The organism is Shewanella sp. 10N.286.48.B5 (assembly GCF_002874355.2).
GTDB lineage: Bacteria > Pseudomonadota > Gammaproteobacteria > Enterobacterales > Shewanellaceae > Shewanella.
Genome location: NZ_MCVG02000001.1, coordinates 1,026,951 through 1,042,592, shown reverse-complemented (window position 1 = coordinate 1,042,592; position 15,642 = coordinate 1,026,951). Strand labels below are relative to the sequence as shown.

12 protein-coding genes, 1 tRNA gene and 1 pseudogene are annotated in these 15,642 nt (G+C 40.9%); 4 read left to right on the top strand and 10 right to left on the bottom strand.

Going from position 1 to position 15,642, the window contains the following annotated elements; translation table 11 throughout:
- Positions 1 to 443: 443 nt before the first annotated feature.
- From BCU57_RS04525 to putP, 4 genes are all read right to left on the bottom strand, one after another.
- Positions 444 to 2,999 carry an MMPL family transporter gene (locus tag BCU57_RS04525; RefSeq protein ID WP_133149359.1) on the bottom strand — a complete coding sequence of 852 codons (2,556 nt, stop codon included), beginning with the start codon at positions 2,997 to 2,999 and terminating at the stop codon, positions 444 to 446.
- A 210-nt stretch (positions 3,000 to 3,209) separates the two neighbouring features.
- Positions 3,210 to 4,646, bottom strand: coding sequence for an MBL fold metallo-hydrolase RNA specificity domain-containing protein (locus tag BCU57_RS04520; protein WP_102437069.1), 1,437 nt, complete (start codon positions 4,644 to 4,646; stop codon positions 3,210 to 3,212).
- Between the two features lie 339 nt (positions 4,647 to 4,985).
- Entirely contained in the window at positions 4,986 to 6,086 is a 1,101-nt protein-coding gene (proB, locus tag BCU57_RS04515) for a glutamate 5-kinase (RefSeq protein WP_102437067.1), read from the bottom strand.
- A 9-nt stretch (positions 6,087 to 6,095) separates the two neighbouring features.
- Positions 6,096 to 7,592, bottom strand: coding sequence for a sodium/proline symporter PutP (gene putP, locus BCU57_RS04510; RefSeq protein WP_102437065.1), 1,497 nt, complete (start codon positions 7,590 to 7,592; stop codon positions 6,096 to 6,098).
- 463 nt (positions 7,593 to 8,055) lie between these two features.
- On the opposite strand from putP, the gene BCU57_RS04505 reads away from it, so the two are divergent.
- The gene (locus tag BCU57_RS04505) at positions 8,056 to 8,547 is read left to right on the top strand and encodes a MarR family winged helix-turn-helix transcriptional regulator (protein WP_102437064.1); all 492 of its coding nucleotides are present in this window, start codon (positions 8,056 to 8,058) and stop codon (positions 8,545 to 8,547) included.
- 243 nt (positions 8,548 to 8,790) lie between these two features.
- Here BCU57_RS04505 and BCU57_RS04500 read toward each other — a convergent pair whose 3' ends face one another.
- The 5 genes and pseudogenes from BCU57_RS04500 to BCU57_RS04480 form a co-directional block, all read right to left on the bottom strand.
- Positions 8,791 to 9,402, bottom strand: a complete 612-nt coding sequence (locus tag BCU57_RS04500; RefSeq protein ID WP_102437112.1) for a pseudouridine synthase — start codon at positions 9,400 to 9,402, stop codon at positions 8,791 to 8,793.
- A 362-nt stretch (positions 9,403 to 9,764) separates the two neighbouring features.
- Positions 9,765 to 9,855: transfer RNA gene (locus tag BCU57_RS04495), tRNA-Ser, on the bottom strand.
- Between the two features lie 327 nt (positions 9,856 to 10,182).
- Positions 10,183 to 10,464 carry a hypothetical protein gene (locus BCU57_RS04490; RefSeq protein ID WP_102437062.1) on the bottom strand — a complete coding sequence of 94 codons (282 nt, stop codon included), beginning with the start codon at positions 10,462 to 10,464 and terminating at the stop codon, positions 10,183 to 10,185.
- Between the two features lie 108 nt (positions 10,465 to 10,572).
- Positions 10,573 to 10,668: pseudogene (locus BCU57_RS04485) on the bottom strand (2OG-Fe(II) oxygenase); the annotation flags it as partial.
- A gap of 32 nt (positions 10,669 to 10,700) precedes the next feature.
- Complete coding sequence (locus tag BCU57_RS04480) at positions 10,701 to 11,912, bottom strand: IS256 family transposase (protein WP_102440683.1); 1,212 nt, start codon at positions 11,910 to 11,912, stop codon at positions 10,701 to 10,703.
- A 371-nt stretch (positions 11,913 to 12,283) separates the two neighbouring features.
- On the opposite strand from BCU57_RS04480, the gene slyA reads away from it, so the two are divergent.
- From slyA to BCU57_RS04465, 3 genes are read left to right on the top strand one after another with little or no spacing between them, the layout of a single operon-like run.
- Positions 12,284 to 12,751, top strand: coding sequence for a transcriptional regulator SlyA (gene slyA, locus BCU57_RS04475; RefSeq protein ID WP_017059069.1), 468 nt, complete (start codon positions 12,284 to 12,286; stop codon positions 12,749 to 12,751).
- Between the two features lie 12 nt (positions 12,752 to 12,763).
- Positions 12,764 to 13,825 (top strand): HlyD family secretion protein, encoded by a 1,062-nt coding sequence (locus BCU57_RS04470; protein ID WP_102436545.1) that lies wholly within the window; start codon positions 12,764 to 12,766, stop codon positions 13,823 to 13,825.
- A 60-nt stretch (positions 13,826 to 13,885) separates the two neighbouring features.
- Positions 13,886 to 14,917, top strand: a complete 1,032-nt coding sequence (locus BCU57_RS04465) for a DUF2955 domain-containing protein (RefSeq protein WP_102436547.1) — start codon at positions 13,886 to 13,888, stop codon at positions 14,915 to 14,917.
- A 71-nt stretch (positions 14,918 to 14,988) separates the two neighbouring features.
- On the opposite strand, the gene BCU57_RS04460 is transcribed toward BCU57_RS04465, so the two are convergent.
- Positions 14,989 to 15,591 (bottom strand): glutathione S-transferase family protein, encoded by a 603-nt coding sequence (locus BCU57_RS04460; RefSeq protein WP_102436549.1) that lies wholly within the window; start codon positions 15,589 to 15,591, stop codon positions 14,989 to 14,991.
- Positions 15,592 to 15,642 lie beyond the last annotated feature (51 nt).

Genomic DNA, 15,642 nt, shown 5'->3' with positions numbered 1-15,642 from the left:
AGTACAGGTTTGTAAATTGAGATCTAGATCAAAATGATATAAACCACAGCAAAAACTCGCTAATTTACCGTCTATTTGCTTGCAAATGTTACGCATTCGTTCGGCATTAGAGCGTAAACCCCTTGAGATGTAAGCAAAGGTGCCACAAGTTGTTACCAACCTATTATCAGCACTGTTAGGAATAGTAGCCTTTTGTATTACAAATTCACAATTTTAGGCACAGAGGTTATTTATAAAGCGCAAAAGTGACATGTAAAAAACACGCTGGTGATATGTAGAAATTCGACAGTAAAATATTGGCGATGAAAATGGCTTGCTTATGTTTTTAGCTTAAGTGTTAGTTATAATTGAGTATCGCTTAAGATTTGCATCAGGATTAAACAAGCCAATGTCCCTATCAGCATTTTTAAATAATAAAAATTTAAGCAAAGACCATAATAAGCTTATTTTAACGAATAGCCGGGCTGCATCTTTTTCACACTAAACAATAAAGCGGGTAATACCGTTAAACTGTAGAAAAGTAGAAAGCCGATGGCGATGGTGAGTAAAAAACCAATGCTATACATACCTCGGTGATCGGCCAGTAACAAAGAACCAAAGGTCGCCATTGTGGTTAGTGAACTTAGTACTGCCGCTCTTGGGGTTGATGATTGATAAAAGGCCCTCGCAGATCCCACCGCCCGAAAGCGCTCAACGATGTGAATACCATTATCGACCCCCAAGCCAAATATCAATGGAATGACAATGATGTTGGCCATATTTAGCGCCTGTCCACTCCAATGGGCAACAGCCATAGTTGATAAGGTGGTTAATAACAGCGGTATAAAAGTCAAAATAACATCGCGCTTATGTTTTAGCGCTAGCAACAAAATGACGGCTATCAGTAATAGTGAATAAGTGATTGCCTGCAAAAATGCGTTAATAATAATATTACCCACTTGCTGCTCGGCTACAGGTCTTCCGGTTGCATTGGGCGCTACGTCTTGTACAAGCTTAATAAATCTATCCAGCTGTTTCACATCACGCATATCGCCAGCAGGGTAAGCCACCACTAATAAATATTGCTCGTTTTTATATCGCTGAGCTAACACCGTAGGAATATCATCATAGCTTGGAATTGGGGCTTGCAATAACTGAGTTAAACTTTGCTGCATAACTTGTAATGGCGCCAATGCATGTTGATTAATTTGACTCACAAGGGTGAATTCATCATTGTTATTTAGCCAAGTTAAGGTGCGCGGCTCAATCAAGTCTTGAACAAAACCAGCATCAGCCAAGTTTTGCTGCAAGCTTGCAAGGCTATCTAATGAAGCTATCGGCGCATTCGCGGCTGATAATGTTTGCTGTAATGCCGCCTGTTTTGGCGCTCTATCTGTAGCTAAAAAAGAATTAATTGAAATCACATTGCTCACTTCAGCTAAACCAGACAATTGTGATTGCCACTTGGCCGCTTGTTGTCGTGATGTCGCTAGCATCATCATTTGATAGCTTGAGGTTAAGCCTTGTTGTTGAATTTCTTCAAGGGTTCTAACCGATTCAGACTTCACCGATTTTAATACCAAAGTCGAGAAATCAAATTCCATTTTACTGGCACCATAGCCAGAAATAGCTAAGGCTATCACGGCCAAAAAAACTACCATTTTGTGATGTTTAGGCAACCAGAAATCATCGTCGCTGGCATATTGGAACTGAGTATCACCCTCTTCAGTCGCTATGTTAGCCTTAAAACCATGCGCTCGAGGATAGCCACAAATAAAGAAAAAAGTCGGAATAACGATAAAGGTTGCCAGCAACCCCATTGCCATCCCCGCCGCTGAAATAACCCCTAATTCAGCAAGCCCGGTATAAGCTGTAGGATAAAAGCCAAGAAACCCTATGGCAGAGGTTAATGCGCACAAACTAAGTGGCGTAAAAGTGCCACGAATTGCCGCAATCAAGCTGGCATAATTGGTAGGCTGTAGTGCTTGCTCTTCTCGTAATCGCAGACAAAAATGAATCGCAAAATCGACACCTAAACCAATAAACATCACCAAAAATACAATGGAAATGGTGTTGTATGAACCAACCAAAAATAATCCAAGTGCGAGCGTCCACACCAACCCAATAATCACGGCCACATAGCTGGCAACGATTATGCGCAAAGAGCGAATACCAAATCCCAATACTACAATCAAGCCTATCAGCGACATGGTCCCCGCTAAGGTTACGCTATTATTGGCGTCACTGATTTCATCATAGTCCAACGCCGTCTGACCAGTAATGCGAATTTGCACTGCGTCATTATCACTGTATTGATGGATAATATTTTGTGCGGTTTCGATGATATATTTATTCGGCTGTTTTTGATCGTTTTGAGGCTGTGCATTTAAGGTGATAATTTGATAAATAGTACCACGACTTGGTGGCATCAATACCTCAAACCAGTCAACACTGCCCTGCTTTGCCGCCAGTTGGTTTAATACGTTAATTAACAGCTTCGCGGCTTTAATGTCATCAGTTTCAATAGCATGATTTAATTGTGCTAATAATTGTATCCCAGCATCATTTTGCCCAGTAGTGCCATTAGCTTCAACTGACATGACCGCCTGAAGTTTTGGCATTATGCTGGCAACATTGGCATTAAAATCAATAAAGTCTTGCTCGGGTAATAACCACAAGGCTTGCTGCTTAAGCCATGGCAAGGTTGCTGGCGCAAATACGTCGTTAAATAAGGGCTGTGCAGAAAAGTCTGCTTGTAGCGCTTCAGTCATAGTTTGTACTTGCTGATGATTGTCACCAGAAACCACAATGACCAGACCATTTTCAGAGTCGCCAAATTCATTTACCGTCTTAGTTAAGTTGTCCTTCCATGGGGCATTTTGTTGAACGAGACGATCTAGGTTGGAGTCAACCACGAAATTATTTTTACTGTAGATAATAGCAATGGTGGTCATTAGCCCAATAAAGAGCAATGACAATATAAACGGCAATGTTTGTTTTGAAAAAAACCAATGTTTCACAAGTGAGCTTCGCAGATAAAGTGGATAGCGACATTATAGTCTTGATAATCACCCATGTGGCAATGACATAAGCAACAACAATGATAATTTGTCATTGGGAAAGGCTGTAATGAACATATGTATTAATGTGCATTCGCAGTCAACGTCAGCACAAAACACTATTGCTCAATGACAGCATTGCTCAATTACAGCACCGCTGGATAACGCCATTCAACACCAAACCAGTTGTGGTAGGCCATTTAAATCCAGTTTATCGCCATGGGCTGCTATCGCAAGCGCTTGGGGGGCAGATGATTTATCTTGCTGTATTGCATCCACTAACCCTTGCTGCGCCGTGGTTTCACCGTGGACTAATATCAATGGTGGTTGATGATTAAAATGACGATACCAGCGCAGTAATTCAGCTTGATCGGCATGGGCAGACAAGCCGCCTATGGTATGCAACTTAGCAGCAACTTTTACCGATTTTCCGCGAATTGTCAGTTCAGGCTGACCATCTACCAGCGCTCTGCCCGGCGTGCCTTCTGCTTGATAACCACAGATAATGACATCACATTCTGGGCGCCATAAATTATGTTCGAAATGACAACGAATTCGCCCGCCGTTACACATTCCACTACCAGCAATGATAATCAGCCCCTGATGAACCTCGTTTAATAACATCGACTCATCGGTGCTTTGGGTAAACTCAACATTAGATAACAGTGGATGTTCACCTGGATGCATGCGGGTAAAGCGTTTAAAGTCTTCATCCATTAGCGGGTAATTATTGATATACACTCGGGTCGCCTCAATAGCCATCGGGCTATCTAAGCAAATTTTCCAACGAGACAAATCCCACTCTTTGGCATACAAATGAAATAAATACAGCAATTCTTGTGCTCGCCCCACCGAAAATGCTGGTAGCAATATATTGCCGCGACTTTCGGTTATCGCTTTGGCAAAAATTTGTTTTAACTCAGCAATGGTTTCATCCCAACTACGGTGTAAACGGTTACCATAAGTACTTTCCATTAAGACTAAATCAGCATTATCAATTAAGGTAGGGTCTCGTAGAATCGGCATGCCTGCACGGCCAAGATCACCACTAAAGACTATGGCTTTCTGCTGACTGCCCTCACCTAGTTGTAACGAAACAATAGCCGAGCCTAAAATATGCCCAGCATCAAACAGTCTTACACTAACATGGGGCACGATTGGGTTTTCGACTTGGTAATCGAGCGGCACGAACTGCGATATCGCCTTATCAACATCTTGTTGATCAAATAAAGCGGAGATTGGTTCGAGCTGTTGTTTCTTACGCTTCTTATTCAGCCGTTCATTATCGCGCTGCTGCAGCATGGCGGCATCTTTTAGCATTACAGTGCACAGTTCAGCAGTGGCTTTATTGGTATAAATAGGGCCATCAAAACCTAACTTTGCTAATAAAGGCAAACGGCCGGAATGATCAATATGGGCATGACTTAAGACCACCGCATCGATAGTGCTTACCTGAAAAGCAAACGGCTCATGATTCCGAAGTTCAACGGCTCTACCACCTTGAATTAAACCGCAATCTAACAACACTTGTTTACCGTCGATAGTTAATAAATGACAGGAACCTGTTACCTCTTGAGTTGCCCCTAAAAAACGCAGTGTCATTTCCATGGTAACCTCCTCGGTTTTCCCTTGAGTCGTTCCTTAATCATAGACTATGACAATAAATTAGATGCGAATAAGCCATTGGTAAGTGCATATAATTAACAGATAGAGAAGTGCTAAGAAAGTGAGTATGGAGAAAGAGTCAATAAGTTAAAAACACACAGGCAACAACCCACTTAAAGTAAGTGATTAATAGCCCTTTAACCCGATAGGATCTATTACAACAATCAAACGAGAAAGGCTATTTTTGTAATTTAAGTCAGTTACTTAGTTGCATTAACTGCATCAATTACAATAGTGCCCTAGCGGCGTGATATACATTGGCTGATAATATTAAGATTAAACTCATGTTCTCTGCAAAACGGCGAGATTTATCGGTGAAATGATTGAGTTGTTTTGTGGTTGGCTAGCTACATTTTCACTCGTGTTAGCTTGTTGAGTGAGATAGTTAAGCAAACAACTGCTGTAATTAGATGTGGCCTTTGCCACTTGTGAGCCATCATCAGTGCGGATTAAAATAGTATCACCCACTGCAAACTCGCCTTTTACCGAAAGAATACTAGCACTGGTGATCACATCATCATGCTGACTAATCGCTGCATGTTGATCTTCAATCACCACCTCACCTCGCTCGCGGACAGTATGAGTCATCCAATGCTGCTCTGGTGACATCGGGGTTTTACAAGACACAAAATGCGAGCCTGGGTTTTCATCTTGCAGCAAGGCGCTAAAAGTTTGATGATTAAAGCCATTAACTACATAAGTATCAATGCCATGAGCCACAGCTTTTTCAGCCGCCTCTATTTTGGTTTGCATGCCGCCAGTGCCCATTGAGCTGGTTGCACCGCCTGCCATTTGATAAATAGACTCGTCAATAACATCAATGGTTTTAATCAATTTAGCATCAGCATGTTGCTGGGGGTTTTTATCAAACAATCCATCAACGTCAGTACAAAGGATTAAGCCATCTGCCCCTGTTGATGCCGCAACCATAGCGGCGAGATTATCGTTATCGCCAACTTTTAACTCTTCAGAGGTCACCGTATCGTTTTCATTTACGATAGGTAATACCCCATGCTCCAATAAGGATTCTATGGTTTCTTTAATACTGGCATAGCGTTCTTTATTACATAAATCAGCATGGGTCAGAAGAATTTGCGCAGTGGGAAAGTCAAATAACTTATCCCAAACTGCCATCATATTGGTTTGTCCGGCTGCTGCCATGGCCTTTTTTAGGGCAATTGACGGTGATTTAATATCAATCCATTGACGACCAGCAGCAACTGAACCCGAAGAAACCAAAATAACTTGCTTTCCCTGCTTACGACAACGAAGTATAAATTGCGCAATACTCAGCAGGTGATGCGAACTACAACCGTTGTTTTCAGGGGCAATTAACGCACTACCCACCTTTATCACCAATCGTTGATTGGATTTAATAGACATGAGTAGACCTTATGATAATTGTTGAATTAATTGATGATTAACATCTTTAAATGTTTTTTGGATCTCAGCAGATGGCGCTTTGGTTATTAAACTCACTAACCAAATCGATACTGCACTGATGAAAAAGCCCGGCAGCATTTCATACACTAAACTGCTTAAGGTTTCACCATTAGCTAATACAGGTGCAAAAATCCAAAATAATACCGTCACAGTACCAGTAATTATGCCGGCTAAGGCCCCTTCATAAGTCACCTTTTGCCATAACAAACTAAATAAAATCAGCGGACCAAATGCCGCGCCAAAGCCTGCCCAAGCATTACTGACAATAGATAAAATACTACTCGATGGGTTCATTGCGATAAAAGATGCCACAACAGCTACACCAAATACGCAAAGTCGGCCAATATTCACCGCTGTTTTATCAGATACTGCTTTTTTGCTGTAAGCACGATAGATATCTTCTGTCAGTGAACTTGAAGACACTAGCAATTGTGAAGAAATGGTACTCATTACCGCCGCTAGAATTGCCGCTAATAAAAAACCGCCAATTAAAGGGTGAAATAACACTTCAGAAAAGAAAATAAAGATAGTTTCAGGATCGGCAAGCGTGACTTCAAATTTACGCGTATAAGCCACCCCCGTTAAACCCGTCGCTAAAGCGCCAATAATGGTCACTGTCATCCAGCTCATACCAATCCGGCGAGCTGTTTTGATATTTTTAGCAGAGTCTATCGCCATAAATCGAACAATAATATGCGGTTGACCAAAATAGCCCAGTCCCCATGCCAAGCTAGATAGCAGCGATACCAGAGTTAAACCAGATAAGCTTTCACTAAAAGAAGGAATCATCTCAAGTGAATAATTCATCATACTTGATGGACTATCAAAATGCGTGAACGCCACAACAGGCACTAAAATAAGGGCAATAAACATAATCACACCTTGGACAAAGTCTGTCATGCTTACGGCTAAAAAGCCGCCCATCAAGGTATAAGCCACCACCACTAGCATGGTAATAACAACGCCAGTTTGATAGTTCATTGCAAACGCGGTTTCAAATAACTTACCACCGCCAACAAGACCTGCTGAAGTGTATAAGGTAAAAAAGATAATGATCACAACTGCAGAAATAAGACGGATTATGCCATTTTCTTTATCAAATCGTTTACCAAAAAAATCTGGCAAGGTTAACGAGTCATTGGTTTTTTCGGTGTACAAACGCAGCTTAGGCGCCACAAGTTTATAGTTAGCCCATGCGCCAATCACTAAGCCTAGTGCAACCCAAATAGTATCAAACCCTGAAACAAAAATGGCACCGGGTAATCCCATTAGCATCCAACCACTCATATCAGATGCACCAGCAGATAATGCGGTCACTTGAGGGCTAACTTGGCGGCCGCCAAGCATATATTCAGAAAGATTAGCTGTGGATGTTTTTGCGGCGTAGATACCGATAGCTAACATGAGTACAAAATAAACCCCTAATGAAATATAGGTATATTCCATTATTTACCAGCCTTATTTATTTTAGTTAGCGGATAAAAAATATAAGTACTAAGAATTAACCATAAACATATTAATCCCACTGTATGTTTCGCTATTTCAAATGAACGTGTTGTTAATTGTTGCAGATAACTGGGACTGTCACATGAACTGGTTTCGCCTTGCATTTAATTCTACCTCTAATAATTAGTACTCTAACTATTATGTTATAGACTTATTACACTAAGATCAACCGAGCAAATTCCAAGCTGATATTTTACAGTAGCTTAATGACCGCTAATTCTTACGACATGAAAATAAATCATTTGAGTTAATCCCATTTTTGAAAAGTGGTTATTGTTTAAAAGCGAAAATGGTTAGTATTCGACTCGAAAGCAGCTAAGACTTATTGCTAATAGACAATATGGACTGATAAAAAATAAGGTTAGTGTTATCCTACACTCATGGCTAATAACTAGAAGAAGCAATGGAAAAATACGAAGAACTATTAATATCGATACGTAAAGTGATTCGAGCAATTGATTTGCACTCAAAACAGTTGAATAAAAAGTCTGGTATAACCGGGCCTCAATTAATGATCATGCAAGAAATCGCCGGTATTAATGGTGTTACAGCGAGTCAAGTGGCTAAAAATATCAACTTGAGCGCTGCAACTGTGACTAACATTTTAGACCGCTTAGAAAGCAGAAATTTAATTCAAAGAGTCCGAAGTGAGCAAGATAAAAGACGGGTTAGTTTATATTTATCTAATGAGGGCAAGGCTTGTTTACTTGAAGCGCCAAAGCCATTGCAGGAGCATTTTATTCAAAATTTCTGCGCATTAGAAGAATGGGAACAGTCTCAGCTTTTATCATCAATGCAACGTATTGGCTCTATGATGGATGCCAACGAACTCGATGCAGCGCCAGTACTTGAGGTCGATCCCATTTATAAAAGCACTGAATTACCTGCAGAATAACCATCACAATGGTTTAAGAATATAGCCAATTGATAAAGTAGAGGGGTAAAATGGAACTTATAATATCCCTCTATCAAGTTATTTAAGCTGTGACTCTTTAATCATTAACAGCTTTAGCCTTTCCGCTACACCCCTTCGTAATAGGTTGAACTCTTGCTTAAGGATTATTATGCGAGGTCAATTGATCGGACAGTAAGAATATCGGCTAGGTTACTGACAAAGTGGTAGCAATTAAGTACGGCATTATAAATGAGTTAGCCTAACAACATCACCAGCAGCCATATTATCAATATGAATATCGCCAATTCTCACTCTTACCAACCTTAATGTGGCAAAGCCGACAGCAGCGGTCATTTTTCTGATCTGACGATTCTTACCTTCACAAAGCGTAATAGAAACCCAACTTGTTGGCCCATGTCTTGGGTCGCGAATTTTACGACCCCGAGAGGGAAGCGAAGGTTCTTCATCTAATTTGAACGCCTTACAAGGCAAGGTTAAATATTTACTACCATTAATGCCAATTTCAACCCCATTTTGCAGTAATGACATCGCCTCAGGAGTAATATCACCATCCAGCTGTACATAGTATTCTTTCTCTATACCTTTACTTCTGATCTTATGACTCATCATGCCATCAGTGGTGAGTAATAACAGTCCTTCTGAGTCATGATCTAACCGACCAATAGCCATGGTTTTATCGGGGAAATTAAATAGCTCACCCAGTAGATGTTTCTTCTTACGGGTTTCAGGTACAAACTGGCTTAAAAAACCATACGGTTTAAATATTTTAAAATGCTGATGAATTTCGCTCTTATCAGCAGGCGCTAGCAAACCCGTTTGGTTAGTAGTTGGCATAAAATGGCTTTTAATCGTAAAAACTGTATAGGTTGGCATTATACGGTGAGTCTTAGCATGATGCACATAATCTAAAACGCCCCCAATACACATAATTAAAAGTAAATATTCTTATCAGCGCATAAAATGCTAGAAGAAACGAGGATAAACATATTGAGCAAACATTACTGGGGGCTTGCTCATATGAAAAGCAGTGACATTGACTGAGTCAATCTTCTCAAGGCAAATAAGTGACTATAAAACAGGCAATTTAAATACTAGGCAATAAAGCAATTTTGAATTAATAGTATTAATCTTCAATATTTTTAGTGATTTAAACGAAAAAAGGCTCATCATTCCTGATGAGCCTTTCGTCTTGAATATGGCGGAGAGATAGGGATTTGAACCCTAGATGGGCTACAAACCCATGCCGGTTTTCAAGACCGGTGCATTCGACCACTCTGCCATCTCTCCGAACGCCGCGAATAATATGACAAGCTGCGGTCGCTGTAAATCCCTAAATGACATAAAAATGTTTAAGTGTTGATAAAAAAACCAAAGTGTTCATTAATTAAATTGTTTGAGCAATAAATCAACGTCACTAACACGACATGAAAGTACACTTATGCAAGTCATTACCTTAACCCATTAAACTTTAGTTGCTGAGGCAGTTTTTTGTTGCAGATACACTTAATAAAAAGCCCATTTATATTGTTGTCAGCTAGTAAGATCATAGCGGCTATCACTTTGGCTACACAAAACCTACGTTACTGATTCTATTCTCTTACCCATTAAATACTCTCATTTTGAGTTATCAGCTGAATCACTGAGCCATTTTATCGCTGAATATATGAGGTGGCTCACTGCGGCAATGATAGCGACATAGATAAAAGTAGGCATAAACCAACTGATGCCAGTGTCATAAACAAATTGCCAATTTGTACCTTCAGCGCCGTGAAATATGCCGCCAGGATTTTCGAGCCATTCCCATATGACAATAAAGAGTGTTACCAATACCGAGACTATTAGTCCGCTGATAATACCAAAGGACCAAAAATGTTTTATTGCAGCTGCTAATTTCAACGGCTCTCTCCTGTCAAAATTCAATAAAAAATGATGCTTCATTATCAGAGCTAGTAAAATAAACAGCTTATCGCCCAGCTGTTGGTTAAGCGCATCTAGACGGATAACTTACCTCGGCGGATCGACTTTAGCAGCGATAGAAGTATTAACCCTAAACCAACCAGCGATAGAATATCGATCCCGCTTGGCTGCCAATACTTCATGGGAGGGTGTAACAGATTCTGTGTAACTGCAATTTAGTTAATATGCTTCACAATTCTGTCTTCGAACTCAATAATAAATCGGCTCATCGCAGTACGCCAGTTTCGGATGGGCATGGTCCATTTTTTACTGGCTTCTTTTATCGCAAGGTAAATCATTTTCTTGGCCGAGTCATCATTAGGAAATACCTTACGTTTTTTCAACGCTCGTCTAATCACGCTATTTAACGACTCTATAGCATTGGTTGTGTAAATGGCCTTACGAATATCCTGAGGATAATTGAAAAACGTATTTAAGTTGTGCCAATGATTATGCCATGACTTGCTGATTTGGGGGTATTGCTCATCCCAGGTATCGCTGAAACGGTCTAATTCAAGTAAAGCTTCCTCCTCCGTTGTTGATTGGTAGATGCTTTTAAGGTCCGCAGTGACTGCCTTGTAGTCTTTCCACGATACGTACTTTAATGAATTTCTGACCATATGTACGATACAGAGCTGTACATGAGTATCTGGATAAACGGTATTGATAGCATCAGGGAAGCCTTTTAAGCCATCAACACAAGCGATGAGAATATCCTCAACGCCTCGTTGCTGTAGTTCAGTGAGGACACCTAACCAAAATTTAGCCCCTTCATTTTCAGCTATCCAAAGCCCCATTAGCTCTTTGTGACCTTCAAGGTTAATGCCTAACGCTAAGAAAATAGATTTGTTAATAACGCGCTTATCCTGACGGATTTTTACGACGATACAATCAAGGTAAACGATTGGGTAAATGGCATCTAAAGGTCGACTTTGCCATTCAATAACTTGCTCTAGAACGGCGTTGGTAACGCGAGAAACTAACGTGGGTGATATCTCTGCGCCGTACCATTCATCAAAGGCTTGAACGATATCACGAGTACTCATGCCTTGAGCGTAGAGCCACAATATTTTATCGTCCATAGAGGTAAATCTGGACTGGTGTTTTTTAACTAACTGAGGTTCGAAACTGCCTTCACGGTCTCGCGGCGTATCAAGCTCAAATTGACCATCTTCAGTTTGAATGCGCTTGCTGGTTTTACCGTTACGGCTATTAGCAGAAGTCGATTTATGGTGTTTCTCATAGCCCAGGTGGTCATCCATTTCGGCATTAAGAGCGGCTTCGACCGTTATCTTTTTGAGCATCTGACTGAATTGGTTTAAGTCTTCTGGTGTTTTAATGCTTTTAGCAGCTTCTTTAGCAAAAGCTTCAATATCTTTTTTGTTCATGAGTATCTGCCTATCCTTGACTCTCTATAGAGTACGTGTTGATAAGCAGTTACACAAAATTAGTTACAGTCTCTAGTCAGTTAATTCAGTATAAACCTAGTCTTGGATATCCTTGCTAAATACTTTTAATTCTTTTTCATTGGTGTTTAGATTTCAACTTTTACCTATTGAATTATCCATTCTTGTTGCTGACTATTACGACTTAAGTATTAACATAAAATGATACATCTATTTGTTTGAAATTTATTCTCTTTTCTATCATTGCCTTAGCGTTATATATAACACTAGGGATATCACTGCGATAAAAAATCAATTTACTTAGCGTGCTAACCAAGTATAATAGTTAGCACGCTAAGTAAATGGGAACCATGATGCAAAAAGAATTCGACCATATGAAAGAGCTATCACTGGCAGAACAATTGGGGCGTCTGCATCGCTTATGGCGCACCGCTGTTGACATTGAACTTGCCCCTTTAGAGTTAACTTACCCACGCTGGACAGCCTTATGGAAACTGTGGCGATTAGGCGACAACCTCAGTCAAAAAGTATTAGCCAATGCCTTAGAAATTGAACTGGCCTCTTTAATGCGCACCTTAGCCCAATTAGAACAGCAAGGGCTCATTGAACGCCACTGTTGCCCCCATGATAAACGCGCCAGACTTGTCAATTTGACTCCTGCTGGACTAGATTTAATAACGAAAGTCGAAGTAACAATTATCAATATCCGTAGCCAATTGCTCTTAGGCATAAATGCTGAAGAACTTACTGAGTTTGAAAGAGTAATTAATCTGATTGGTAATAATGCGTTAACCAAATTAGCTAAAATGACAGACAAGTAAGTGAATACAAATATGACACCAGATCAACAATTTTCGCGGCTAACAAAAATTGCCTTAGCAGGCTTTATGCTAGTATTTGGTTACTTTATGTTTGCTGATGCCGCTATGCCATTAACGCCGCAGGCTATGGCAACTCGGGTTGTGACTAAGGTTACCCCACAAGTTAATGGCCGCATTAAAACTATTGCTGTCACTAATAACCAAGTTGTTAGCAAGGGTGAATTACTGTTTGAAGTAGATCCTAGACCGTATAAGTTAGCGGTAGATGAAGCGCAGTTGGCTTTAGAGCAAGTCCAGCAAGATAACGCTGAGCTAGATGCCTCTTTGTTAGCGGCGCAAGCTGATGTCAATGCCAGCCAAACCACATCACAACAAAAGCGCAGCGAAGCAAAGCGTCTTGATGCACTGTACAAAACTAATGGCGTATCCCAACAGCAACGCGATCAAGCTGACAGCGATGCCGCTGCGGCTGAAGCAAATTTGCTGGCAACCCAAGCCCGTTTAAAGCAATTAGAAGTGAGCCGCGGTGTTTACGGTAACAATAACTTAAAAGTACGTCAGGCCGAAAATCGCTTAACCCAAGCCAAATTAAACCTGTCTTATACCCAAGTTCATGCGGATCAAGACGGCACAGTTACTAACTTGCAAATCATGGTCGGCGGCTTTGCGGCCATTGGCCAGCCACTACTGGCTCTTGTTTCTGATGATGTGGATATTATTGCTGATTTTAGAGAAAAGGCATTACGAGATGTCTCAATTTCATCTAAAGCCCTTGTTGCGTTTGACGGTGAACCAGGCCGTTTATATCGCGCCCACGTCAGCAGTATTGATGCTGGGGTTAGCGCCGGACAGTTCGATGCCAATGGCAGTTTAGCGACTCCGCAACAATCAGATCGCTGGGTCCGTGACGCCCAAAGAATGAGATTGCATTTACAATTAGATAATGACGAAGTCATGAGAACATTGCCAACGGGGGCACGGGCGACGGTGCAGATAATGCCAGAAAATAGTTTGCTGAACTTATTAGCTCATGGGCAGATTAAAGCCATCAGTATGCTGCACTATATCTATTAACATCATACATTTGATAGATGCGCTATTTTAAATATATTACAGCGACAAAAGGCAACAATCATGTTACTAAGATTTAATCCCATGACAGCCAATGATTTACGTCAATGTCTACGTATTGCCACTGCTGGCACGATTGGCTTTACTTTGTGTAAACTGTTCGGCTTTAGTAACGGGGTGTTTTATACTGTTACCCCTATGGTATTGCTAGGTCTAGCACCTGTGTTCACCGCCCATGTCGCGCGGCAGGTGTTGGCGTCTTCTGTCACAGCTGGATTAGTGGTAGGCGTTATCGGTGGTTTATTTGGTGGCCACCCAGTCTTAATGACCCTGATTATTTTTGGGGTGTTTGTTGGCTTTTTTACCGCCATGACCCGCGGTAGTTTTTTTCTTTATGGTGCCAATAGTTTACTTAATCTGAGCATCATGCTTAATTTTGCCAGTTACCCTGATACTGATCTAAACGGTCTCATCGGCGCTAATCTCGGCGCCACAATACTAGCAATCATTATCGCCTATATCATGGTCTCGTTAATCCCTGATGTTGAACCCAGAAAATTGCAAAAACCACCAGCAAAATCAGTAAATCGAATGCGACATGAAGTATTACTGGGGGCAACTATCGCCACAGCATCTTTTATCGTGTTCCAGATATTTAATCTGCAAGACTCTATGTCGGCGCAAGCTGCCACAATTTTATTACTTTATCCGATGCATTTTACTGGGGTATTAAATTATGCCCTTAAACGTGCGATAGGTACCTTTCTTGGAGTGACATTCGGTGTGTTAGCCCAGTTGTTTCTCTATGATTGGTCGGGGCTGCTTATCTTAGTAGTGCCGGTTTTATGGTTCGGATTAATGCTATTTAGCCAAGTTCATGTTAAAGAAAAAGTCGGCGCAGGCGTTGGTTTTGGAGCGATGACCACGCTGGGTATTTTATTTGGCCAATACCTAAGCCCAGGGAGCGATCTGATATATAGCGCACTTTACCGTATTAGCAGTATTTTGGTTGCCATAGTAGCGACTTTATTACTGTGTTACATCATGCACACTTTACTTAACCGATTTGCTGCAACGCGCTTAAGTGATGGGTAATGGGTAATGGGTAATGGGTAATGGGTAATGTTGACAATGATTTAGCTGGTCAGATATAAGATCGCGATTGATTAATCGAGCATGGAAACAAAACCCGCTTGTGACTCAATATTAGCTAACCATTGTTGAATATTGGGATAAAGCGATAAATCAAAGCCACCTTCATGGGCTACATGGGTGTATGCATAAAGCGCAATATCAGCAAGGCTAAACTGTTCGCCGATCATAAATGCCTGCCCAACTAACTGGTTATCAAGTAACTTTAACACCTTATCCCCCTGAATTTGCAGACGTTCAAACTCAGCTTGTCGCTCTAGTGGCATACCTTGGTAAAGCTTAATAAACCTTGCTACAGCAATACAAGGTTCGTGGCTGTATTGCTCAAAGAACAGCCATTGATACATTAAGGCTTTATTAAATTCATCGCCAGGAATTAACGCCGACCCAGCAGCCAAATAACCAATGATGGCATTAGACTCGGCTAACACTCGACCATCATCTAGCTCAATAACCGGTAACTTACCGTTTGGGTTTTTAGCTAAAAAAGCCTTGGTTTGGGTGCCACCGGCCATGATATCTATGTCAAACCATTGATAATCAATTTTAAGTAGCGCCAAAGTGAGCTTTATTTTGTAACAGTTACCTGATTTTTCATCGCCATAGACAGTTATCATTGCTCTTCCTTTTGCCGTTAACGCGCTTGATTTCGTTTATTAACCCTTCAT

Coding starts and splice junctions, on each gene's coding strand:
- BCU57_RS04460 (WP_102436549.1), bottom strand. CDS start 15,591: ATGATAACTGTCTATGGCGATGAAAAATCAGGTAACTGTTACAAAATA.
- putP (WP_102437065.1), bottom strand. CDS start 7,592: ATGGAATATACCTATATTTCATTAGGGGTTTATTTTGTACTCATGTTA.
- BCU57_RS04470 (WP_102436545.1), top strand. CDS start 12,764: ATGACACCAGATCAACAATTTTCGCGGCTAACAAAAATTGCCTTAGCA.
- BCU57_RS04505 (WP_102437064.1), top strand. CDS start 8,056: ATGGAAAAATACGAAGAACTATTAATATCGATACGTAAAGTGATTCGA.
- BCU57_RS04480 (WP_102440683.1), bottom strand. CDS start 11,912: ATGAACAAAAAAGATATTGAAGCTTTTGCTAAAGAAGCTGCTAAAAGC.
- BCU57_RS04520 (WP_102437069.1), bottom strand. CDS start 4,646: ATGGAAATGACACTGCGTTTTTTAGGGGCAACTCAAGAGGTAACAGGT.
- slyA (WP_017059069.1), top strand. CDS start 12,284: ATGCAAAAAGAATTCGACCATATGAAAGAGCTATCACTGGCAGAACAA.
- proB (WP_102437067.1), bottom strand. CDS start 6,086: ATGTCTATTAAATCCAATCAACGATTGGTGATAAAGGTGGGTAGTGCG.
- BCU57_RS04500 (WP_102437112.1), bottom strand. CDS start 9,402: ATGCCAACTACTAACCAAACGGGTTTGCTAGCGCCTGCTGATAAGAGC.
- BCU57_RS04465 (WP_102436547.1), top strand. CDS start 13,886: ATGTTACTAAGATTTAATCCCATGACAGCCAATGATTTACGTCAATGT.